At 69.1% G+C, this 21,054-nt stretch carries 22 protein-coding genes; 8 read left to right on the top strand and 14 right to left on the bottom strand.

Annotated features, from left to right (window positions below):
* Nucleotides 1–331 (top strand): S1 RNA-binding domain-containing protein (locus ACFOMP_RS15960; RefSeq protein WP_379032295.1); only part of this gene is annotated, 331 nt, incomplete at its 5' end.
* A gap of 42 nt (nucleotides 332–373) precedes the next feature.
* On the opposite strand, the gene ACFOMP_RS15955 is transcribed toward ACFOMP_RS15960, so the two are convergent.
* On the bottom strand, nucleotides 374–1,267 hold the full coding sequence (locus tag ACFOMP_RS15955; protein ID WP_379032292.1) for a glycosyltransferase family 2 protein: 894 nt from the start codon (nucleotides 1,265–1,267) through the stop codon (nucleotides 374–376).
* Nucleotides 1,268–1,586: 319 nt separating this feature from the next.
* Between ACFOMP_RS15955 and ACFOMP_RS15950 the strand changes: the two genes are divergently transcribed.
* The gene (locus tag ACFOMP_RS15950) at nucleotides 1,587–2,219 is read left to right on the top strand and encodes a hypothetical protein (RefSeq protein ID WP_379032289.1); all 633 of its coding nucleotides are present in this window, start codon (nucleotides 1,587–1,589) and stop codon (nucleotides 2,217–2,219) included.
* A gap of 35 nt (nucleotides 2,220–2,254) precedes the next feature.
* On the opposite strand, the gene ACFOMP_RS15945 is transcribed toward ACFOMP_RS15950, so the two are convergent.
* On the bottom strand, nucleotides 2,255–2,911 hold the full coding sequence (locus ACFOMP_RS15945; RefSeq protein ID WP_289894565.1) for a peroxiredoxin: 657 nt from the start codon (nucleotides 2,909–2,911) through the stop codon (nucleotides 2,255–2,257).
* Between the two features lie 172 nt (nucleotides 2,912–3,083).
* On the opposite strand from ACFOMP_RS15945, the gene ACFOMP_RS15940 reads away from it, so the two are divergent.
* The 3 genes from ACFOMP_RS15940 (at nucleotide 3,084) to ACFOMP_RS15930 (ending at nucleotide 6,271) form a co-directional block, all read left to right on the top strand.
* Complete coding sequence (locus ACFOMP_RS15940; RefSeq protein ID WP_379032286.1) at nucleotides 3,084–4,535, top strand: aldehyde dehydrogenase family protein; 1,452 nt, start codon at nucleotides 3,084–3,086, stop codon at nucleotides 4,533–4,535.
* 121 nt (nucleotides 4,536–4,656) lie between these two features.
* Nucleotides 4,657–5,394: an SDR family oxidoreductase gene (locus ACFOMP_RS15935; protein ID WP_289894564.1), complete on the top strand. Its 738-nt coding sequence runs from the start codon at nucleotides 4,657–4,659 to the stop codon at nucleotides 5,392–5,394.
* 31 nt (nucleotides 5,395–5,425) lie between these two features.
* Nucleotides 5,426–6,271, top strand: a complete 846-nt coding sequence (locus tag ACFOMP_RS15930) for an ureidoglycolate lyase (protein WP_379032283.1) — start codon at nucleotides 5,426–5,428, stop codon at nucleotides 6,269–6,271.
* Nucleotides 6,272–6,360: 89 nt separating this feature from the next.
* On the opposite strand, the gene ACFOMP_RS15925 is transcribed toward ACFOMP_RS15930, so the two are convergent.
* The 10 genes from ACFOMP_RS15925 to efp form a co-directional block, all read right to left on the bottom strand.
* Nucleotides 6,361–7,074, bottom strand: coding sequence for a GntR family transcriptional regulator (locus ACFOMP_RS15925; protein ID WP_289894562.1), 714 nt, complete (start codon nucleotides 7,072–7,074; stop codon nucleotides 6,361–6,363).
* 44 nt (nucleotides 7,075–7,118) lie between these two features.
* Nucleotides 7,119–8,129 (bottom strand): aldose epimerase family protein, encoded by a 1,011-nt coding sequence (locus ACFOMP_RS15920; protein ID WP_379032280.1) that lies wholly within the window; start codon nucleotides 8,127–8,129, stop codon nucleotides 7,119–7,121.
* The gene (locus tag ACFOMP_RS15915; RefSeq protein ID WP_379032277.1) at nucleotides 8,126–8,968 is read right to left on the bottom strand and encodes an SMP-30/gluconolactonase/LRE family protein; all 843 of its coding nucleotides are present in this window, start codon (nucleotides 8,966–8,968) and stop codon (nucleotides 8,126–8,128) included. Before ACFOMP_RS15915 ends, ACFOMP_RS15920 begins: the two co-directional genes overlap by 4 nt.
* The gene (locus ACFOMP_RS15910; RefSeq protein ID WP_379032274.1) at nucleotides 8,965–9,567 is read right to left on the bottom strand and encodes a 2-dehydro-3-deoxy-6-phosphogalactonate aldolase; all 603 of its coding nucleotides are present in this window, start codon (nucleotides 9,565–9,567) and stop codon (nucleotides 8,965–8,967) included. Before ACFOMP_RS15910 ends, ACFOMP_RS15915 begins: the two co-directional genes overlap by 4 nt.
* Complete coding sequence (locus ACFOMP_RS15905) at nucleotides 9,564–10,481, bottom strand: 2-dehydro-3-deoxygalactonokinase (RefSeq protein WP_379032271.1); 918 nt, start codon at nucleotides 10,479–10,481, stop codon at nucleotides 9,564–9,566. Before ACFOMP_RS15905 ends, ACFOMP_RS15910 begins: the two co-directional genes overlap by 4 nt.
* Complete coding sequence (mmsB, locus tag ACFOMP_RS15900; RefSeq protein ID WP_289894558.1) at nucleotides 10,478–11,662, bottom strand: multiple monosaccharide ABC transporter permease; 1,185 nt, start codon at nucleotides 11,660–11,662, stop codon at nucleotides 10,478–10,480. The genes ACFOMP_RS15905 and mmsB overlap by 4 nt, the downstream gene beginning before the upstream one ends.
* Complete coding sequence (gene mmsA / locus ACFOMP_RS15895) at nucleotides 11,655–13,229, bottom strand: multiple monosaccharide ABC transporter ATP-binding protein (protein WP_289894557.1); 1,575 nt, start codon at nucleotides 13,227–13,229, stop codon at nucleotides 11,655–11,657. The genes mmsB and mmsA overlap by 8 nt, the downstream gene beginning before the upstream one ends.
* A gap of 63 nt (nucleotides 13,230–13,292) precedes the next feature.
* Nucleotides 13,293–14,357: a multiple monosaccharide ABC transporter substrate-binding protein gene (gene chvE, locus ACFOMP_RS15890; RefSeq protein WP_379032266.1), complete on the bottom strand. Its 1,065-nt coding sequence runs from the start codon at nucleotides 14,355–14,357 to the stop codon at nucleotides 13,293–13,295.
* 276 nt (nucleotides 14,358–14,633) lie between these two features.
* A complete protein-coding gene (locus tag ACFOMP_RS15885) occupies nucleotides 14,634–14,939 on the bottom strand; it encodes a GNAT family N-acetyltransferase (protein ID WP_289894555.1) in 306 nt (101 codons plus the stop codon).
* 117 nt (nucleotides 14,940–15,056) lie between these two features.
* On the bottom strand, nucleotides 15,057–15,620 hold the full coding sequence (efp, locus tag ACFOMP_RS15880; RefSeq protein WP_289894554.1) for an elongation factor P: 564 nt from the start codon (nucleotides 15,618–15,620) through the stop codon (nucleotides 15,057–15,059).
* Nucleotides 15,621–15,967: 347 nt separating this feature from the next.
* Between efp and ACFOMP_RS15875 the strand changes: the two genes are divergently transcribed.
* Both ACFOMP_RS15875 and ACFOMP_RS15870 read left to right on the top strand, forming a co-directional pair.
* Nucleotides 15,968–16,288: a DUF6280 family protein gene (locus ACFOMP_RS15875; RefSeq protein ID WP_024842734.1), complete on the top strand. Its 321-nt coding sequence runs from the start codon at nucleotides 15,968–15,970 to the stop codon at nucleotides 16,286–16,288.
* Nucleotides 16,289–16,406: 118 nt separating this feature from the next.
* Nucleotides 16,407–17,183 (top strand): aminoglycoside adenylyltransferase family protein, encoded by a 777-nt coding sequence (locus tag ACFOMP_RS15870; protein ID WP_379032261.1) that lies wholly within the window; start codon nucleotides 16,407–16,409, stop codon nucleotides 17,181–17,183.
* Nucleotides 17,184–17,218: 35 nt separating this feature from the next.
* On the opposite strand, the gene ACFOMP_RS15865 is transcribed toward ACFOMP_RS15870, so the two are convergent.
* Both ACFOMP_RS15865 and ACFOMP_RS15860 read right to left on the bottom strand, forming a co-directional pair.
* Entirely contained in the window at nucleotides 17,219–17,935 is a 717-nt protein-coding gene (locus ACFOMP_RS15865) for an LrgB family protein (protein ID WP_289894552.1), read from the bottom strand.
* Nucleotides 17,932–18,285 carry a CidA/LrgA family protein gene (locus tag ACFOMP_RS15860; RefSeq protein WP_289894551.1) on the bottom strand — a complete coding sequence of 118 codons (354 nt, stop codon included), beginning with the start codon at nucleotides 18,283–18,285 and terminating at the stop codon, nucleotides 17,932–17,934. The genes ACFOMP_RS15865 and ACFOMP_RS15860 overlap by 4 nt, the downstream gene beginning before the upstream one ends.
* A gap of 152 nt (nucleotides 18,286–18,437) precedes the next feature.
* Here ACFOMP_RS15860 and ACFOMP_RS15855 point away from each other — a divergent pair.
* Nucleotides 18,438–21,054, top strand: a 2,617-nt coding sequence (locus tag ACFOMP_RS15855) for an AAA family ATPase (RefSeq protein WP_379032257.1), incomplete at its 3' end; no start/stop codon positions are given.

The raw sequence follows: 21,054 nt of genomic DNA, 5'->3' as shown, positions 1-21,054 counted from the left end.
CGATTCGATCAAGAAGGCCCATGACATGATCTATTCGATCGTGGCCGAGCCGGAAGAGGGCAAGGTCTATGTCGGCAAGGTGGTGAAGCTGGTCGATTTCGGCGCCTTCGTGAACTTCTTCGGCAAGCGCGACGGCCTGGTGCATGTCAGCCAGATCGCCAACAAGCGCCTGAACCACCCCAACGAGGTGCTGAAGGAAGGCCAGGAGGTCAAGGTCAAGCTGCTGGGCTTCGACGACCGCGGCAAGGTGCGCCTGGGCATGAAGATGGTCGACCAGGAGACCGGCGAGGAAATCGCCCCCGAGAAGAAAGAGGAAGCCCAGGCCGAGTGATCGGCCGACGGTTCCGGAAAGGCCCCGCATTCGCGGGGCCTTTCATTTTTCCCGGCGTCGCGCTTGGCGGGCAATCTCGCGCATGGATTCGCTCATCCACGAGGCGGGCTGGGCCGGTTCGCCGCCGGGTTGCCAAATGCCGTAGGTCCTTCTCATATAGTCGATCGCGGCGACATCGGCCTTGACCCTGTCGTGGTCCAACTCGACGAGTTCGTGGAGCGCATCGACATTGCCTGCTTGCGACACCCTCATCCTGCTGACCTTGGCCAGAAGCCAGATCGGAATCCCGCGCCGTTCCAGGTGACCCGAAAGCCAAGGATCGTCGACCATCCGCAGCACGGGGGGGATGTCCCACGCATCGAGACCAAACCAATCCGGCCGCACCATGGCACCGCCATGTCCGCCCAGAATGTCGACATGGCCGCTGCTGGCGTAGATTGAAGACTTGATGGTGAAAAGCGACAGCACCCGTTTGATCCGGTAGGATAGGGGTTTCTTGGTCCAACGCGCAGCGCGCGGCAATCTGTCGGCAGTGCGGACAGAATCGGCTACGTCCGGCAGGCTGTCGCCGGCCTCGACGATGCAGGCGCCCGGATGGCGGCTGCGCTCGCGTTTCAACCGTGCATGCCAATCGCGATCGTAGAGCTTGTCGTCGTCGCAAAACAGCAGGTCCACATCCTGACCCGCATAATCCCGCGCCGCCGGCAGGATCTTTGTCGCGGGCCCCAGGTCCCGCTCGCAACGGCGGATCGTGATACCCTCCGGCACCTGTGGCAATGTCCCGTCCCACTCGGGAAAGCGGTTGTAGCGCTGCGGGACATAGACGTGAATCCGCTCTGCCGGTAATTTCTGGTCCAGCAGGCATCGCAGCGTCGGACCGAGCAATTGAAAGCGCGAAGGGATCGTCGAAAGCGTGATGATGGTTGGGCTGGTCACGGTATTCCTGTCAGACTGTGCTTTGGAATGGCTTAGCCGACGTCCCGGAATTTCGGAAGCGTCGGCGGCGGTTGGGTCGGTCCGCCTTGGGCGCCAAGCCACGCAGGCAGGATGTTTGCGCATTGACCGGAAACGGTCGAGGGCCCAAGGATGATGCTGCGCCTTGCAAGGACGAGACACGAGGATCATGCCTAACATAGCCTTTCTGCAGGGGCTGCGTCGTGCGCCAGGATTCCTGCGCTCGCCTGTAGTCAAGGAGCTGCGGCGCAGGCTGGGACCGGCTTACGCGCTGCAGCCGGAGCGATTTCGCGACTAGCGGGTGCTGATTCTGGGACCGGCCCGTACGCTTGAGGAGGATCTGGCCGGGCTCGAACCGGCGCGCTACGACCTTTTCGTCAGGATGAACAACGGTCTGGACACACCCGTCCCGGCGCTCGGGGCGGATGCCCTGCGCTGCGACGTGCTGTTCCATTCGTTGACCGAGGAAGCCCGACCAGTGACTGCCGAACTCCTGCGCGGGGCTGGGGTGCGGCTGCTGGTCCACCGCACCCCCACGCGAGGCGCGTTCCTGCATACGCTGATCGCTTCGGAACGTTACGCCGCCTGTGCCGCCGTACGGCATATCCCATGCGAAACCTATATTGAGCTGACGCGAATGCTGAGCGGGGCTTGTCCGACAACGGGCCTAATCTGCGCGCGCTTCTTGCTGCGCGCGCCGGTGCGTGAACTGGCAATTGCCGGCTTCACTTTCTTTTCGACCCGCTACATGCCCGGCTATGACGACGCGGTGGCCTGCGACGTCTCGGCCTTGTCGCGCGTCGCGGCGAAGGGCCATCATGATCCCCGGCGCGAGTCGGCATTGTTGGCCGAGGAGATCGCGCAGGCCCGCGGCGTCGGCAAGACCGTTACCCTGGGCCGTAACGTGCTGCGGGCGATGCAAGGAGAGCCGTGAAGGGGGGCCGCAATGCGTCGGCTCCCCGCCCGGGCTTACGCCGGATCCCTGGCAAAGCGCAGATAGGGCAGTTGCTTGTCCAGCGCGCCGTATTGCGCCTCGGCCGCTGCGTCGTCCAGCGCCAGCGCCACGATCACGTCCTGACCCGGCACCCAGTTCGCCGGCGTGGCCAGCGGCACGCCGTCGGTCTTCCGCACCGCGTCCAGCGCCCGGATGATCTCGGCGAAGTTGCGGCCCACCGACATCGGATAGGTCATCGTCAGCCGCACCTTCTTGTCCGGGCCGATGATGAACACCGTGCGCACCGTCGCCGAATGCTGCGGCGTGCGGCCCTCGGTCGGCAGGTAGTAGTCGGCCGGCAGCATGTCATAGGCCTTGGCCACCGCCAGGTCGCTGTCGTCGATGATGGCGAAATTCGCCGGCACGCCGGCCACCTTCTCGATATCGGATTTCCATTTGCCATGGTCCTCGACCGAATCGACCGAGACGCCCAGAACCTTGGTGCCGCGCTTCTCGAATTCCGGGACCAGCTGCGCCACGGCGCCAAATTCGGTGGTGCAGACCGGGGTGAAGTCGCGCGGATGCGAGAACAGGATCGCATAGCCGTCGCCGATCCAGTCGTGCAAGCGGATCTGGCCCTCGGTCGAGTCGGCGGTGAAATCCGGGGCGGTGTCGTTGATGCGCAGGGACATATCCGATCCTTTCGGTTGGTTCGCTGCGCATCACCATAGGTTCTGCACGGGCATTTGCAACACGACCCGCAAAGTCGTGTTAAGGCCGGCGGCCGGGGAAGCCGGGCGGCCTCTCTTGCGAAGCGGCGGTGCGGGTGTCACGTTACCGGCGAGAGACCGAAAGGAGCCGCTCATGAGCGAATTGGCAGACAAGCGGAAGTTCTACATCAACGGGCAATGGGTCGCGCCGGCCGCGCCGCGCGACCTGGAGGTCATCGACCCCTCGACCGAGGAGCCGGTGGCGGTGATCAGCCTGGGCGGCCAGGCCGATACCGATGCGGCGGTGGCGGCGGCCAAGGCGGCCTTTCCGGCCTGGGCCGCGACCGCGCCGGCCGAACGGCTGGCCCATGTCGAGAAGATCCTGGAGATCTACCAGCGCCGCGCCCCCGACATGGCCGCGGCGATCAGCGCCGAGATGGGCGCGCCGCAGGACATGGCGCTGGCCGACCAGACCGCGGCCGGCAGCTATCACATCGAGAATTTCATCGAGGCCTTCAAGGGTTTCGAATTCGTCCGCCCGCTGCGCCCCGACGCCCCGACCAGCATGGTCGCCTGGGAGCCGGTGGGCGTGGTCGGCGCGATCACGCCCTGGAACTGGCCGATGAACCAGGTGACGCTGAAGGTGATCCCGGCGCTGCTGGCCGGCAACACGGTGGTGCTGAAGCCCAGCGAGATCGCGCCGCTGTCCTCGGTCGTCTTCACCGAGATCGTCGATGAGGCCGGGCTGCCCAAGGGCGTCTACAACATGGTGAACGGCGACGGCGCGGGCGTCGGCTCGCAGCTTTCGGTGCATCCCGACGTGGACATGATCAGCTTCACCGGCTCGACCCGCGCCGGCATCGCCATCACCAAGGCCGCTGCCGACACGGTGAAGAAGGTGGTGCTGGAACTGGGCGGCAAGGGCGCCAACCTGGTCTTTGCCGATGCCGACGAGAAGGCGGTGACGCGGGGCGCGCGGCATTGCTTCTACAACAGCGGCCAAAGCTGCAACGCGCCGACGCGGATGCTGGTCGAGCGGTCCTTCTACGAGACCGCCGTCGAGCAGGCCCGCAAGGTGGCCGAGGAGACGGCGGTGGCCAGCGCCCATCAGCCGGGGCGGCATATCGGCCCGGTGGTCAGCAAGCCGCAATGGGACAAGATCCAGGATCTGATCCAGAAGGGCATCGACGAGGGCGCCCGGCTGGTCGCCGGCGGCCCCGGCCTGCCCGAGGGCGTCAACCGCGGCTATTTCGTGCGCCCGACGGTGTTTGCGGATGTGAACAACGACATGACCATCGCCCGGCAGGAGATCTTCGGCCCGGTGCTGTCGATCATCCCCTTCGATACCGAGGCGGAGGCGGTCGGCATCGCCAATGACACCGTCTACGGCCTGACCAACTACGTCCAGAGCCAGGACGGCGCCCGGCGCAACCGGCTGGCGCGGCAGCTGCGCGCCGGCATGGTCGAGATGAACGGGAAAAGCCGGGGCAGGGGGTCGGCCTTTGGCGGCGTCAAGGCCTCGGGCCGGGCGCGCGAGGGCGGCGTCTGGGGGCTCGAGGAGTTCATGGACAGCAAGCAGATCAGCGGCTGGGATCCCGAGGCCTGAGCCCGGCGGGCGATCATCGGGGCCGTCCGCCGGGGCGGCCCTTTTCCTTGCCGGCTGTTGCCGCTAGCATCCGCCCGCGACGGGCGACGGGCGACGGGCGACGGGACGAGGGGGCAGGCGCGTGAAGACCATCCTGATCACCGGCGGCGGCAGCGGCATCGGCCGGCTGACCGCCCGGCGGTTCCTGGAGGCCGGCTGGACGGTCGGGCTGATCGGCCGGCGCGCGGCGGCGCTGGCCGAGACCGCGGCGGGCCACCCGCAGGCGCTGGTGCTGCCCTGCGACGTGACCGTGCCCGAGGCGGTGGATGCGGCCTTTGCCCGCGCCGTCGCCGAATGGGGCCGGCTGGACGTGCTGTTCAACAATGCCGGCGCCATCCTGATCTCGCGGCTGATCGACGAGATTTCCTGGGAGGAATGGCAGGGCGTGGCGCGGGTGAACATCGACGGCATGTTCCTGTGCGCCCGCGCCGCCTTCCGGCAGATGCGCCGCCAGCAACCGATGGGCGGGCGGATCATCAACAACGGCTCGATCGCGGCCGAGGCGCCGCGCCCCGGCTCGGTGCCCTATACCATGTCGAAACACGCGGTGACCGGGCTGACGCGCACGCTGGCGCTGGACGGGCGGCCATTTGGCATCGCCTGCGGCCAGATCGACGCCGGCAATGCCGCGACCGAGATGATTTCCGCCGTGGGCAGGGTGGGGGCGCCGCAGGCCGACGGCTCGTTCAGGGCCGAGCCGTTGATGGACGCCGCGACCGTGGCCGAGGCGGTGCTGCACATGGCCAGCCTGCCCGAGGGCGCCAACGTGCTGCACATGACGGTGATGGCGACCACCATGCCCTTCGTGGGACGGGGCTGAGGGCGAGACCGGACGAGCGAAAGGACGAGCGATGAAACTGCTGCGCTATGGCCCGGCGGGCCGGGAAAAGCCGGGGCTGCTGGACGGCGAGGGCCGGATCCGCGACCTGTCGGCCCATGTCGCCGACATTGCCGGCGCGGCGCTGGGCCCCGAGGGGCTGGTGCGGATCGCGGCGCTGGAGCTGGACGCGCTGCCCATCGTCTCGGGCCAGCCGCGGCTGGGGGCCTGCGTGGGGCAGGTGCCGAAATTCGTCGCCATCGGGCTGAACTATGCCGATCACGCCGCCGAGGCCGGGCTGCCGGTGCCGTCCGAGCCGGTGGTGTTCAACAAATGGACCAGCTGCATCAGCGGGCCGGAGGACGACGTGCTGATCCCGCCCGGGGCGCAGAAGACCGATTGGGAGGTCGAGCTGGGCGTGGTCATCGGCTCGCGCGCCAGCCATGTCGCGGAGGCGGCGGCGCTGGAGCATGTCGCCGGCTATTGCGTGGTCAACGACGTCAGCGAACGCGAATGGCAGGCCGAGCGCGGCGGCACCTGGGACAAGGGCAAGGGCTTCGACACGTTCGGCCCGATCGGGCCCTGGCTGGTGACCCGCGACGAGGTGCCCGATCCGCAGGCGCTGGCGCTGTGGCTGGAGGTGGACGGCCAGCGCTTCCAGCAGGGCTCGACCGCGACGATGATCTTCACCGTGGCCGAGATCGTCGCCTATTGCTCGCGGCTGATGACGCTGATGCCGGGCGACGTGATCACCACCGGCACGCCGCCGGGCGTCGGCATGGGGCGGAAGCCGCCGGTGTTCCTGCGCGGCGGCGAGGTGATGCGGCTGGGCATCGCCGGGCTGGGCGAGCAGCGCCAGAGGGTGCGGCGCAGCGACTGACGGCGCCGGCGCGGGGGTATTTGGAAAACGGTGAAGCCGGGCGCGGTGCCGCGGGCCGGCCCGGCCGCGGATGGGGGAAGAAGGCCGCTTCAGATCTCGGCGGCGAGGGCCTCGGCCAGCGCGTCGGTGCGGGTGAAATGGTCGGGCGAGAGCTTCAGCACCTCGGGCAGGTCCTGCAGCACCCGGCGCAGGTGCCGGCGGATCGCCGCCTCGGCCCGGTCGGGATCGGCGGCGGCCACCGCCTCGACCACGGCGCGGTGCTGGCCGATGATCACGTCGCGCGGCGTCAGCGCCGTCAGCAGGTGGCGGGCGCGGTCCAGGTGGATCTTCATCTGCTGCAGATGCGTCCAGACCCGGGTTTTGCCGGCGATGCCGGCGAGCATGGCGTGGAATTCCTCGTCGAGCTGCGCCAGGCCGGCGACGTCCGGCGCCGCTTCCTGCAGGGCGATCTGCCGGTAGAGCAGGTCCAGATCGGCCGGGGTGGCGTCGCGGGCGGCCTGGCGGAGAATGTCGGCCTCGACCGATTCGCGGATGAAGCGGGTGCAGAGCACCCATTCCATGTCGATGCGGGTGACGAAGGTGCCGCGCTGCGGCCGCACCTCGAGCAGCCCTTCGCCGGCCAGGCGGATGAAGGCCTCGCGCACGGGTTGGCGGGACAGCCGGTATTGGTCGGCGATCTCCTGTTCCGAGAGCCGGGTGCCGGGGGGCAGCTCGCCGCGCATGATGCGCTGCCGCAGCCGGCCCTGCAATTGCGCCGCGAAGGGCGCCTGGGCGGGGGAATGCCTGATCGTCGCGGGGTGCATGAATCCTCCTTGCCTCCCGCATTAGTCGCTTGGTTTACCCGGCGTCAACCTTTGGCGGTGCGGTGGAAACCCATCACCGTGGTCTGGCGGTAGAGCTGGCCGGGCTGCAGCTCTGCCGAAGGATAGTCGGGATGGTTCGGCGCATCCGGCCAGAGCTGCGATTCCAGGGCGATGCCGGCATGGCGGCCATAGGGCCGGCCGGCCAGTCCGGCGCCGCCGGGCGCAAGGTGGTTGGCGGGATAGACCTGCAGCCCCGGTTCGGTCGAACGCAAGGCCATGCTTAGCCCGCCGGCCTGCAGCACCGCCACCTTGCGCGGCAGGGCGCGGCGCTGGCGGTCGAGGCAGAGATTGTGGTCGATGGCCGGGCCGGAGAGCCGGGTTTCCAGCCGCACCGGGGCGCGGAAATCCAGATGCGTGCCGGCCACCGGGGCGGGGGCGCCGCGCGGGATCAGTTCGGCATCCACCGGCAGATAGGTCTCGGCCGGGACGGTCAGGCGGTGCTCCGCCACCGTGGCGCTGCCGTCGAGGTTGAAATAGCTGTGCTGGGCGAAGTTGCAGAAGGTGGTTTCGTCGGCGGTGGCGAGGATGGTCAGCATCAGCGCCGGGCCGGGCAGGATGGTATAGGTGGCCCGGACCAGCATGGCGCCGGGAAAGCCCATATGGCCGGCGGGCAGGTGATCGGCCAGCGCCAGCGAATCCGGCGTCCGGTCGGCCAGCATCCAGTTGCGCTGGCCGCTGCCGTCCTTGCCGCCATGCAGCATGTGCCGGCCGTGCTGGTTGCGGTCGAGCTGCAGTTCGCGGCCGTCGAGCCGGGCGCGGCCATGGGCGATGCGGTTGGCACAGCGCCCGACCACGGCGCCGAAATAGCGTCCCTCGGCCAGGTAGGGTTCGAGCCGGGGGAAGCCCAGCACCAGCGGGTGGTCGATGCCGTCGAGCCGCAGGTCCTGGAGCGAGGCGCCCAGCGTGATCACCGCGGCGGTCAGCCCATGCGCCGAGATCGTCATCCGCAGCACTGGCCGGCCGTCGGGAAGCGTCCCGAACCGCTGTTCGCTCATATGCGCACCCGAGGCTCGGGGCGGCCGCTTGCGTCGGGGTCCAGAAGCCAGGTGCAGCCGTCCTGCCGGCCGTCCAGCCCCTCGGCGGCGCTGGTGACCAGAAGCTGCGCCAGTCCCGGCCCGGCAAAGGCCGGGCAGCTGGGCTGCGCGGCGGGCAGGTCCAGCCGCCTGAGCAGCCGCCCGTCCGGCGCGTGGCAGGCGACCGAACCGCTGCCCCAGCGCGCGTTCCAGAACCGGCCCTGGTCGTCGGTGACGGCGCCGTCGGGGAACTGGTCGGTGCCGGCGAGGTCCAGGAACACCCGCGCCTCGGCGCAGGGCCAGCCCTGCGGGTCCAGGTCCTGCGACCAGACGGTCTGGGCGGCGGTGTCGGCGAAATAGGCCAGGCGCCCGTCGGGGGAAAAGCAGATGGCATTCGGGATCGACATATTGCCCCGCAGGAGTCGCAGTTCGCCGTCAAGATAGCGGTATATCGCGCCTTTTCCAGCCTCGGCGCGGCGCGACATGGTGCCGATCCAGAAACCGCCCCGCGGGTCGGCGCGGCCGTCGTTCGAGCGGTTGCCGGGCTTGTCCGCCTCGAGCGCGATCAGCTTCTTCTGGCCGCCGGTGCGCAGGTCGAAGCGCAGCAGCGCCGTCTGGCTGGCGATGAGCAGGTGGTCGCGGTCGATCCAGCCGGCGGCCGAGACCATCTCGTCGAACTGCCATTCCAGCGGCGCGCCATCCAGCTGCGACATGAGCCGGCGGCCGAGGATGTCGAACCAGAAGGGCTGCGCCCGTTCCGGGTGCCAGAAGGCGCCTTCGCCCAGCGCGCAGATGCGGGGGTCGAAGACCGCGGCGCTCATGCCAGGTTCCGCAGCGCCGCGGTCACCTCGCGCGCGCGGGCGGCGACGGTGGCCGGGCTGTCGCCGGGCCGGTAGAGCGCCGAACCGAGGCCGAAGCCCTGCGCGCCGGCGGCCAGCCAGGCGCCGAAATCCGCCGGGCCGACGCCGCCCACCGCATAGACGGCGGTTTCGCGCGGCAGCACCGCCCGCAGCGCCCTGAGCGTGCCGGTGCCGGCCTGGTCGGCGGGGAACAGCTTCAGCCCGCTGGCGCCGGCGGCGATGGCGGCGAAGCATTCGGTGGCGGTGAAGACGCCGGGCCAGGATTCCAGGCCGCGCGCCCGCGTCTCGCGGATCACCGCCGGGTCGGCATTGGGCGAGACGATCATCCGGCCGCCGGCCTCGGCGACCCGCGCCACCTGCTCGACCGTCAGCACGGTGCCGGCGCCGATGCTGGCCCGGCCGCCCAGGATGTCCGCCATCAGGCGGATGCTTTCCAGCGGTTCGGGCGAGTTCAGCGGCACCTCGATGCGGTCGATGCCGGCCTCGATCAGGGCGCGGCCGATCGGCAGGGCCTCGGCGGGGGTGAGGCCGCGAAGGATGGCGATGATGGGCTGGGTCATGTCTCCTCCAGCATGGCCTGGCGCGCGGCGGCGAGACCCGCAAGGACGGCAGTTCCGCCATCCTTGTGGCATGCCCGGGCGCCTGCTGCCAACAGCAGGGTTTCGTAAAGCCTTGTCAAGCGGGGGGCGCCGATCAGCGCCACCGGCGCGGCCTGCCAGAACGCGCGGGCGGCGGCCAGCTCGGCGCCGATCAGCAGGCCCGAGAGGCGGCCGGCGGCCTGCGGCGGCGCCAGCCCCTGCAGCAGCGATGCGGCACGCAGCGCGAACAGCCCGGATGACGCGGCATGCGGGTCGGCCAGCGCCTGGCGGCCGGCCTGCAGGTAGGCGTCCGGGTCGGGCTCGGCCGCCGCGATGGTCAGCCGCAGCACCGATTGCCGGGCCAGCAGGGCGAAAAGCTCTCCGGTCAGGAAGGTGCGGAAGCCCAGCACCTGGCCATCGGCGATGCGCACCCATTTGCTATGCGTGCCGGGCAGGCAAAGCGTGCCCCGGAAGCCCGGCTCGCCGGCCAGGAAGCCGGCGATCTGGGTTTCCTCGCCGCGCATGACATCGGGCGGATCGGCCTGCGACAGGCCGGGCAGGATGCGGACATCCAGCCGCGGATCGCTGGTCGGCGGCACGGCGGCGCGGCGCGGGTCCAGCGGCGGGCAGGGGGTGGGGCGGTAATCCGCCTCGACCCAGCCGCCGCGGGCGCCGACCATGCCGCAGGCGATGACCGGCATCCGCCCAGCCGCCGGCAGCCAGTCCGCGACCAGATCCAGCAGCGCCGGCTCGAACGTCTCGGGCGACAGCGCGCCCATGCCGCGGTCCGAGGCGCGGGCCGCCTGCGGCTGCCCGCCCCGCATGGCCCAGGCGCGCAGCCGGGTGGTGCCCCAGTCGACGGCGATCCAGTCGATGGCGGATCGTTCGGGCGTCACGACTTCGACTTGTTCGAGACGTCGAAGATCACCGCCGCCATCAGCACCAGGCCCTTGATCACCTGCTGGTAGTCGATGCCGATGCCGAGAATGGACATGCCGTTGTTCATCACCCCCATGATGAAGGCGCCGACCACCGCGCCGATCACCGTGCCGACGCCGCCCGCCATCGAGGCGCCGCCGATGAACACCGCCGCGATCACGTCCAGCTCGAAGCCGACGCCGGCCTTGGGCGTGGCCGAGTTCAGCCGGGCCGAGACCACGATCCCGGCCAGCGCCGCCAGCATGCCCATGTTCATGAAGGTCAGGAACACCACCCGTTCCGAATTGATGCCCGAGAGCTTGGCGGCCTTGGCATTGCCGCCGATGGCATAGATGCGCCGGCCCAGCGTCGTGCGCTCGGATACGAAGGCGTAGAGCGCCACCAGAACCGCCATGACCAGGAAGACATTCGGCAGGCCGCGGAAATTCGCCAGCGCCCAGGTCATCCAGACCAGCGCCAGGAAGATCAGCGCGTTCTTGGCGGCGAAGAAGGCGAAGGGTTCGTCGGCGATGCCCACCGCCTCCTCGCGCCTGCGGGCGCGGATCTGCAGCCACAGGATCAGCACCGCCGCGCCCCAGCCCAGCACCAGCGACAGGGTGTTGGGCTTGTCCGGCCCGAACAGGTCGGGGATGAAGCCCGAGGAGATCATCTGGAAGCCGCGCGGGAAGGGGCCGATCGACTGGCCCTGCAGGATCCACATGGTCAGGCCGCGGAACACCAGCATCCCGGCCAGGGTGACGATGAAGCTGGGGATCTTCCAATAGGCGATCCAGTAGCCCTGGATGCCGCCGATCACCGCGCCGGCCGCCAGGCTCAGCACCACCACCAGCGGAATCGGCAGGCCCAGCTTGACCACCATCAGCGCCGCCAGCGCGCCGACGAAGGCCGCGACCGAGCCGACCGACAGGTCGATATGGCCGGCGACGATCACCAGCAGCATGCCGACGGCCATGATGACGATATGGCTGTTCTGCAGGAACAGGTTGGTCAGGTTCACCGGCCGGAACAGGATGCCGCCGGTCACGATCTGGAAGAAGACCATGATCACGACCAGCGCGAACAGGATGCCGTATTCGCGGATGTTGCGGCGGATGAAGCCGAAAGTGTCGCCGCGGCGCTCGGTGGTCGTGTCAGACATGGGCGGCCTCTGCCTCGATTTCCTCGGGGGTGACGGTCTTGTCGGTCAAGTCGTGGCCCGACCTGATGATGACCTGCATGATGCGCTCCTGCGTGGCCTCGGCGGTGGGCATCTCGCCGACCAGCCGGCCCTCGTTCATGACCAGGATGCGGTCGGTGATGCCCAGAAGCTCGGGCATTTCCGAGGATATCACGATGATGGATTTCCCCGAAGCGGCCAGGTCGCGGATGATGGTGTAGATCTCGTATTTCGCGCCAACGTCGATGCCGCGCGTCGGCTCGTCCAGGATCAGGATCTCGGGCTCGGCGAACAGCCATTTCGCCAGCACCACCTTTTGCTGGTTGCCGCCGGAAAGGTTCACGGTCTTCTGCTCGACCGAGGGCGAGCGGATGTTGATGCGCTGGCGATAATCGCGCGCCACCGCCCCTTCGCGCGCCCGGTCGACCACGCCGCGGGCCGAGATGCCGGCCAGGTTCGCCAGCGGGATGTTGCGGCGGATCGTGTCCTCGAGCACCAGGCCCAGCGATTTGCGGTCCTCGGTCACATAGGCGAGGCCGGCGGCGATGGCGCGCGGCACGGTGGTCAGGTCGGCGGGCTTGCCGTGGATGCTGACCGAGCCGGACTGCCAGTCGCCCATCGAGCGGCCGAACAGGCTCATCGCCAGCTCGGTGCGGCCGGCACCCATCAGCCCGGCGATGCCCAGCACCTCGCCGCGCCGCAGCTCGAAGCTGGCGCGGTTGACCAGAAGCCGCCCCTCGCGCGCCGGGTCGGCGACGGTCCAGTCCCTGACCTGCATCACCACCTCGCCGACCCGGGGCTGGCGCGGCGGATAGCGGTCGTTCATCGAGCGGCCGACCATGTCGCGGATGATGCGCGATTCCTCGACCATGCCGTCGTGATGGGCGACGGTGGCGCCGTCGCGCAGCACGGTGATGCTGTCGCAGACCTGACTGATTTCATTGAGCTTGTGCGAGATCAGGATCGCGGTCATGCCCCGGTCGCGGAAGCCGGCGAGCAGGCGCAGCAGCGCGTCGCTGTCATGTTCGTTGAGCGAGCTGGTCGGCTCGTCCAGGATCAGCAGATCGACCTTTTTCGACAGCGCCTTGGCGATCTCGATCAGCTGCTGCTTGCCCATGCCAAGCTCGCCGACGCGGGTCTCGGGGCTTTCGCGCAGGCCGACCTGCGCCAGCAGCTCGGCGGTGCGGCGGTTGGTTTCGCGCCGGTCGATGACGCCGCGGGTGGCGATCTCGTTGCCCAGGAAGATGTTCTCGGCGATGGACATCTGCGGCACCAGCGCCAGCTCCTGGTGGATGATGACGATGCCGCGGTCCTCGCTGTCCTTGATGTCGCGGAAGGCCATGGGCTGGCCCTTGTAGAGGATCTCGCCCTGGTAGCTGCCATGCGGGTAGACGCCCGACAGCACCTTCATCAGCGTGGACTTGCCGGCGCCGTTCTCGCCGACCAGGGCGCGGATCTCGCCGCGGCGCACGGTCATGTTGACGTTGTCGAGGGCCTTCACGCCGGGGAATTCCTTGGTGATCCCCCGCATTTCCAGGATATGGTCCATGCTCGCCTGCCGCCTTGAAAGGGATGCGCCGCCGCAGGGCTTTCCGCGGCGGCGGCGGTGGGGTCACTTCAGCTGGTCTTCGGTGTAATAGCCCGAGCCGATCAGCACGTCCTTGAGGTTCTTTTCGGTGACCGCGACGGGTTCCAGCAGGTAGGAGGGCACCACCTTGACGCCGTTGTCATAGCTTTTGGTGTCGTTCACCTCGGGCTCCTCGCCCTTCATCATCGCGTCGACCATGCCGACGGTGACCTTGGCGAGTTCGCGGGTGTCCTTGAAGATGGTGGAATACTGCTCGCCCGCCAGGATCGACTTGACCGATTGCACCTCGGCATCCTGGCCGGTGACGATGGGCATCTTCAGGTCGCCCGAGCCGTAGCCGACGCCCTTGAGCGAGCTGAGGATGCCGATGGACAGCCCGTCATAGGGCGACAGCACCCCGTTCACCTGCTTGTCGGTGTAGTTGGCCGACAGGATGTTGTCCATGCGCGCCTGGGCGGTGGCCGGATCCCAGCGCAGGGTGCCGACCTTGTCCATGCCCGTCTGCCCCGAGGCGATCACGATCGAGCCGTCGTCGATCAGCGGCTGGATCACCGACATGGCGCCGTCGTAGAAGAAATAGGCGTTGTTGTCGTCCGGGCTGCCGCCGAACAGCTCGACATTCCAGGGCTTCACGTCCGGGAAGCGCTCCTTGAGCCCGTCGACCAGGGTGGTGGCCTGCTCGACCCCGACCTTGAAATTGTCGAAGGTGGCGTAATAGTCGATGTCGGGCGTGTCGCGGATCAGCCGGTCATAGGCGATGACCTTGATGTCGGCGGCCTTGGCATTGGCCAGGGCGTTCGACAGCGTGGTGCCGTCGATGGCGGCGATCACCAGCACATTCACGCCCTTGGTGATCATGTTCTCGATCTGCGCCAGCTGGTTCGGGATGTCGTCGTCGGCATATTGCAGGTCGGTCTGATAGCCCGCGTCCTGGAACTGCTTGACCATGTTGTTGCCGTCGTCGATCCAGCGCGCCGAGGTCTTGGTCGGCATCGAGATCCCGACCATGCCCTCGGCCGCGGCGACGCCCGGCAGGGCCAGCGCGGCGACCGAGGCCAGCGCCACGGCGTATTTCCTGAAGTTCAGCATGTTTCCTCCATGTCGATTGTCGCGCCCCGCGCCGGGGACCGCCTCCACGGTCCTGGTCCGGCCGGTGCCCTCCCCCCTGTCTCCGGCGCGGGGCGGAATGCGGGTCGTGCCCGGCCATTCAGCGCCGCGGCAGCGGTCGCGGACCACCTGCCTGAGCGCGAGGCTAGACCCGCCCGATATGTCCGTCAATTATTGAGAAAGTACGTTTGCATACCGGAATTGGTATGGCGGTTGGCGCTAACATGCCGGCGCCCGCCGGCGCCCGGCCCGATGGCCTCAGCCATCGGCGCAGAGATCGGCCCATTCGGGATGCCGCTCGAACTGGGCGCGGACATAGCTGCAGGCCGGCACGATCACCAGGCCGCGGGCCCGGGCATCGGCCACCAGCCGCTGCACCATGGCGGCGGCGACGCCGGTGCCGCGCATGGAATCCGGGGCATAGGTGTGGTCCGCGACGATGATGCCGGGGCCGCCGTTGCGCCAGGTCAGCTCGGCCTCGCCCTGGATGCCGGGCAGCGTGACCACATAGCGGCCCGAACTGCCGTAATCCTCATGCGCGACATGGAAGGTGGGTTGCGCCATGCGTCTCTCCCGCTGCTTTCCGGGCGATAACGCATGGCGGTGCGACCGGGGTCCGTGACGTGACGTCACGAATCCGCCAAGGGGGGACGCCGAAGGGGGGGCCGCCGCCGGCCGGGCTCAGGCCCGCTCGGAATATTCGAACAGTTCGGTATTGACGACGATGCGTTCCTCGGCGCCGACGAAGGGCGGGATCATGATGCGCAGGCCGTTGTCGAGAATCGCCGGCTTGAAGCTTTTCGCGGCGGTCTGGCCGTTCAGCACCGGCTCGGTCTCGGCCACGGTGCAGATCACTTTCTGGGGAAGGCGCACCGACAGCGCCTCGTCGCCGTAATATTCCACCGCGGCGATCATGCCGTCCTGCAGGAAGGGGCGGCGGTCGCCCAGCAGATCGGCGTCCAGCTCGGTCTGCTCGAAGGTCTCGCTGTCCATGAACACCAGCTTGCCGTCTGTTTCGTAAAGGAATTGCTGGTCCTTGAACTCCAGATGAACCTGCTCGACCTTGTCCTCGGAGCGGAAGCGCTCGTTCAGCTTGCGGCCGTCGCGCAGGTTCTTCAGCTCGACCTGGGCGAAGGCGCCGCCCTTGCCGGGCTTGACATGGCTGACCTTGACCGCCGCCCAGAGCCCGCCGTCATGTTCCAGCACCAAGCCGGGCTTGATTTCATTGCCATTGATCTTGGCCATTCGGGATTACCTTGAAAATATTGGGGAATTTCTGGCGGCCCAAGGGTTGAACCGCGATTGCGCCACCCTATATCCATAGCCGTGCGTCAAGGCAACTGAAAGCGGTTTTGGGCGTTGTCAAGGGTTCCTGCGCATTTCCGCATGTCGCAAGATCGTTGCTTTTGGTGGTTATTTCGCATATCTGCCGGGGCTTGCACGACATGCATGGCGGTCATGCGGCTGGAGGCATACCGAATCACGGCCCGGATCGGCTAAGCCGGCGAGCGCCGCCTATGAGGCAAGATGATGCAGCAACCTTGGCATTGGTCAAGGTGCGGGGGCACCGCAAGAAAAACAGGAAACAGATGATGCGCGATTTCGTGGATGGCTCGGCTTTCAATTTCGAACAGGGACAGCGGGCCCGCAAGCTTTTTGCGGCCGTTGTGCTGGCTGCGCTGGACGACGCGATCGCCGATGACAAGAAATACGGCAACGGGCCCGATCAGATTGCCCGTTGGGCCCGCTCGCGCGATGGGCGCGAGGTGCTGTCCTGCGCCGGCATCGACCCGAACGAGCGGGTGGTGAAGGGGCTGATGGAATTCGTGGCCAAGGGCGTGCGCACCTCGGTCGCGCTGTCGCGCGAGGAAAGCGAGCGCCGCCACGCCGCCGAGGAAGCCGACGCGGCATAAGCGCCGGCGCCGCGCATAGGCTGGGCCGTCCCGCGGGGCGGCCTTTTTTTATTGGGGGACGGGGCCTGCGGGACGGAGCCGCCTTCCGATGACGGGCTGCGCCGGTTAGAAGACGATCATGCAGACGACGCCCCGGCAGACAAAACAGATCCGGTCAACTTTGGACATCTTGCATCGCAGTCTTGGCGATGCGCTGATCGGCGCGTATCTGCATGGGTCGCTGGTGTCAGGCGGGCTTCGGCCGCAAAGCGACATTGATCTGCTGGCAGTGGTCGAGTCTGGGCTGAGCGAGAGCCAGCGTCATGATCTGTTGGCGGGACTGCTGCGCCTTTCCGGTCGCCACCCTGCCGCGCCCGGCGGCGCCCGCTGCCTTGAGGTCATAATTTTTCGCCGGTCCGACCTTGCCGGGGGCGATTATCCGGCCCGGGCCGAGTTCGTCTATGGAGAGTGGCTCCGGGACGCTTTCGAGGCCGGGGAAACGCCAATGCCCGACCGAAATCCCGAGTATTCACTGGTTATCGCGCAGGCCCGTCGGCAGGCCATTCCCCTGTTCGGTCCGCCGGGGGACGAACTGCTGGCAGAGATTCCCCCCGGGCAGGTCCGTCAGGCAATGCGCGATGCGCTACCGGATCTGCTGGACGGGCTGCATGGGGATGAGCGGAATGTCCTGCTGACGCTTGCCCGGATGTGGCATACGGCCTGCACGGGCCGGTTCGTGGCAAAGGATGTCGCCGCCGGCTGGGCGATTGCGCGCCTGTCGGGGCAGCGCGCGGCGACGCTGGACCATGCGCGACGGGCCTATCTTGGCGAGATCGCCGACGATTGGTCCAGCCAGGATGATGCTGCCCGGAGGTTGGCAGCGCATATGGGCGAACAGGTCGCCGGTTCCCTGTGACAAGAATGGCCTCCGGGCCGCCTCGTTCTTGGCCCTTACCCGAACAGATGCAGCGCCAGCGGCGCGATGATCGAGGTCAGCACCGCGTTCAGCCCCATGCCGATGCCGGCGAAGGCGCCGGCGGTCTCGTTCACCTGAAAGGCGCGGGCCGTGCCGATGCCATGCGCCGCCACCCCCAGCGAAAAGCCGCGCGCCCGCCAGTCGCGGATCCCCAGCGCGTTCAGCAGCGGCGTGGCGATGATCGCGCCGAAGATGCCGGTGATCAGCACCAGCACGGCGGTGATCGTCGGTTCGCCGCCCAACCCCTCGGCGATACCGATGGCGACGGGGGCCGTGGTGGATTTCGGCGCCAGGCTGGCCAGCATCACCCTGTCCAGACCGAACACCTTGCCGATGGCCAACGCCGAGACCACCGCCGTCACCGAGCCCGCCAGCAGCGCCGCCACCAGCGGCAGCGCCGCTTTCCGCACCCGGGGCAGGTTGTCGTAAAGCGGCATTCCCAGCGCCACCGTGGCCGGGCCCAGCATGAAATGCACGAATTGCGCGCCCTCGAAATAGGTCTGGTAGCTGGTGCCGGTCAGCCCCAGAACGCAGGCCAGCAGGATCACCGCGCACAGCACCGGATTGGCCCAGCTTTTCCGGCCCATGGCGCGGAAGAAGCTGTCGCCCAGCCAATAGGCGATCAGCGTCGCCGTCAGCCACAGCAGCGGGCCTTGCGTCAGATAGCTCCAGATCAGCGCCGCGTCGGTCATTCCTCGGCCCCGCCCGTCCAGCGCACCACGGCGCGGAACACCAGCGCCCCCGCCGCGATGGCCAGCGCCGTCGAGACGGTCAGCGCCAGCGCCACCGCCAGCCCGTCGCTGCGGAACTGGCCCAGATGCGCCACCACGCCCACGCCGGCCGGCACGAAGAACAGCGACAGATGGCCCAGGATGCCGGTGACCACCGGGCGCAGCATCTCGGCCAGGGCCGGGCGCAGGCTGCAGGACAGCACCAGCAGCAGCAGCCCCAGCACCGGGCCGGGCAGGGGCAGACCCAGGCTGCGGGTGGCAACCTCTCCGACAAGCTGGAAGACCAGGATGATGGCAAGCGCGGGAATCATGCCGGTCAGATTAGCAGCGTATTTCTTGTGGTGAACCCTCAAATCTTGTGGATAACCGCCGAAGGCCCGCCATATCTGGGGTTTGTGTTGACTTGGGCGCCCCGATGGCGAAGAATCCGGGGGATTTGAACGAGCTTCGTGGACCCCTCGCATTGCGTTTCGACCGCCTGCGCCTCAATGGTTTCAAGAGCTTCGTGGACCCGACCGATCTGGTCATCCACGAGGGGCTGACCGGCGTCGTCGGTCCGAACGGCTGCGGCAAGTCGAACCTGCTGGAGGCGCTGCGCTGGGTCATGGGCGAAAACCGCCCCACCGCCATGCGCGGCGACGGCATGGAGGACGTGATCTTTGCCGGCACCGCCCGGCGTTCCGCCCGCGCCCATGCCGAGGTCACGCTGACCATCGACAACAAGGACCGGCTGGCCCCCGCCGGGCTGAACGATGCCGACGCGCTGGACATCACCCGCCGCATCACCCGCGACGCCGGTTCGGCCTATCGCATCAACGGCAAGGAGGTGCGGGCGCGCGACGTGCAGATGCTGTTCGCGGATGCCTCGACCGGGGCGCATTCGCCGGCGCTGGTGCGGCAGGGACAGATTTCCGAACTGATCAACGCCAAGCCGAAAGCCCGTCGGCGGGTGCTGGAGGAGGCGGCGGGAATCTCCGGCCTCTACCAGCGGCGGCACGAGGCCGAGCTGAAGCTGAACGCGGCCGAGGCGAATCTGACCCGCGTCGACGACACGCTGGACCAGCTCTCCACCCAGGCCGCCAGCCTGGCCCGGCAGGCCCGCGCCGCCGCGCGCTATCGCGAGATCGGCGCTGCGCTGCGCCGGGCCGAGGGCGTGCTGCTGTATCGTCGCTGGGCCGAGGCCGATCAGGCCAAGGCCGCCGCCGCCGAGGCGCTGCGCGAGGCGATCCGCGCCGCCACCGATGCCGAGGCCGCGGCCCGCCGCGCCATCGCCGCCCGCGAGGAGGCCGAGGCGAAGCTGCCGCCGCTGCGCGAGGAGGAGCAGGTCGCAAGCGCCATCCTGTCCCGCGTCACCGTCGAGCGCGAGGCGCTGGACGAGGCCGAGGCCCGCGCCGCCCAGGCGATCCAGGCGTTGCTGGCGCGCATCGCCCAGCTCGACCGCGACATCGAGCGGGAATCGGCGCTGAACCGCGATGCCGGCGAGGTGATCGCGCGGCTGGAATGGGAAAAGCGCGAGCTGGACAAGGCCGGGCAGGGCCATGAGGAGCGGCTGGAGACCGCCGGCACCGCCGCCGAGGAAGCCGCCGAGGCGCTGCGCGAGGTCGAGGCCAAGCTGGCCGAGCTGACCGACGAATCCGCCCGCCTTGCCGCCCGCCACCAATCCGCCGAACGGCTGGTCCACGACCTGCGGCAGATGCAGGACCGCGCCACCCGCGCCGCCGCCGAGGCCGAGACCGCCGCCGCCGCCGCCCGCGAGGCCGGCACCGAGGCCGCGAGCGCCCGCGAGGTCGCCGAGACGGCGCAGGACGAGGCCCGCGAGCGGGTCGAGCAGACCGAGGAGGCGCTGGCCGCGGCCGAGGAAGCCCGCGCGGCGCTGGAAGCCGAGGAATCCGCCGCCCGCTCGGCCCGGGCCGAGGCCGAGGGCGAGGTTTCGGCGCTGAGCGCGGAAATGACCGCGCTGAAGCGGCTGGTGGAACGCGGCCAGAGCGGCGGCTCGATCCTGGATCTGGTGCGCGTGGCGCGCGGCTATGAGACTGCCTTCGGCGCGGCGCTGGGCGACGATCTGGCCGTCGGGCTGGCCGTCGGGCTGGCCGAGGATGGCTCGGGCTGGCACCGGCTGCCGGCCTACGGCTCGCCGCAGCCGCTGCCGGAAGGGTCCGAGCCGCTGGCACCGCATGTCGAGGCCCCCGAGGCGCTGGCCCGCCGGCTGTCGCAGGTCGGGCTGGTCGCGGATGCGGAAATGGGTGCGGCGATGCAGGCGCGGCTCGCCCCCGGCCAGCGGCTGGTCACGCGGGACGGCGACCTGTTCCGCTGGGACGGGATGCGGGTGCTGGCGGGCGAGGCGGCGTCCTCGGCCGCGCTGCATCTGCAAAAGGTCAATCAGCTGGCCGAGCTGACCGAGCAGGCCGAGATGGCGCAGGCCCGCGCCGAGGATGCGCAGGCCGCGCATCAGGCGCTGCGCGACCGCCACCTGGCCGCCACCGAAGCCGAGAAGCGCGCCCGCGATGCCAGGCGCGAGGCCGAGCGCGGGCTGTCGGATGCCGTGCGCGCCGTGACCCGCGCCGAATCCGAGCTGTCCATGGCGCAGAGCCGCGCCGAATCGGCCCGCGCCGAGCTGGCCCGGCATCGCGAGGATGCGCTGGACGCCCGCACCCGACTGGCCGAGGCCGAGCGGGCACTGGCCGGGCTGCCCGACCGCGGCGCCGCGGCAACGGCGCTGGACCATGCCCGCATGGGCGTCGAGGCGGCGCGCATCGCCACCCTGACCCGGCGCGGCGCGCTGGACGAACTGCGGCGCGAGGCGAATGCGCGGCTGAAGCGCCTGCAGGAGATCGCCAAGGAGGAATCCGGCTGGCGGCTGCGGCTGGATCAGGCCGGCACTCGTGCTGCCGAACTGGCCGCCCGCCGCGACGGATCCGCCGCCGATCTGGAGCAGGCCGAGGCCGAGGCCGAGATCCTGGCCGAGAGCCGCGAGGCGCTGACCGAGGCCGAGGCCCAGGCGGCCGCCCGGCTGGCCCGCGCCCGCGAGGCGCTGTCCGCCGCCGATCAGGCGCTGCGCCAGACCGCCGCGGCCGAGCGCG

The sequence above is a fragment of the Paracoccus simplex genome, assembly GCF_042648325.1.
Classification (GTDB): domain Bacteria; phylum Pseudomonadota; class Alphaproteobacteria; order Rhodobacterales; family Rhodobacteraceae; genus Paracoccus; species Paracoccus simplex.
Note: the sequence above shows the minus strand (reverse complement) of the source record. Positions and strands in the feature narration are given on the sequence as shown.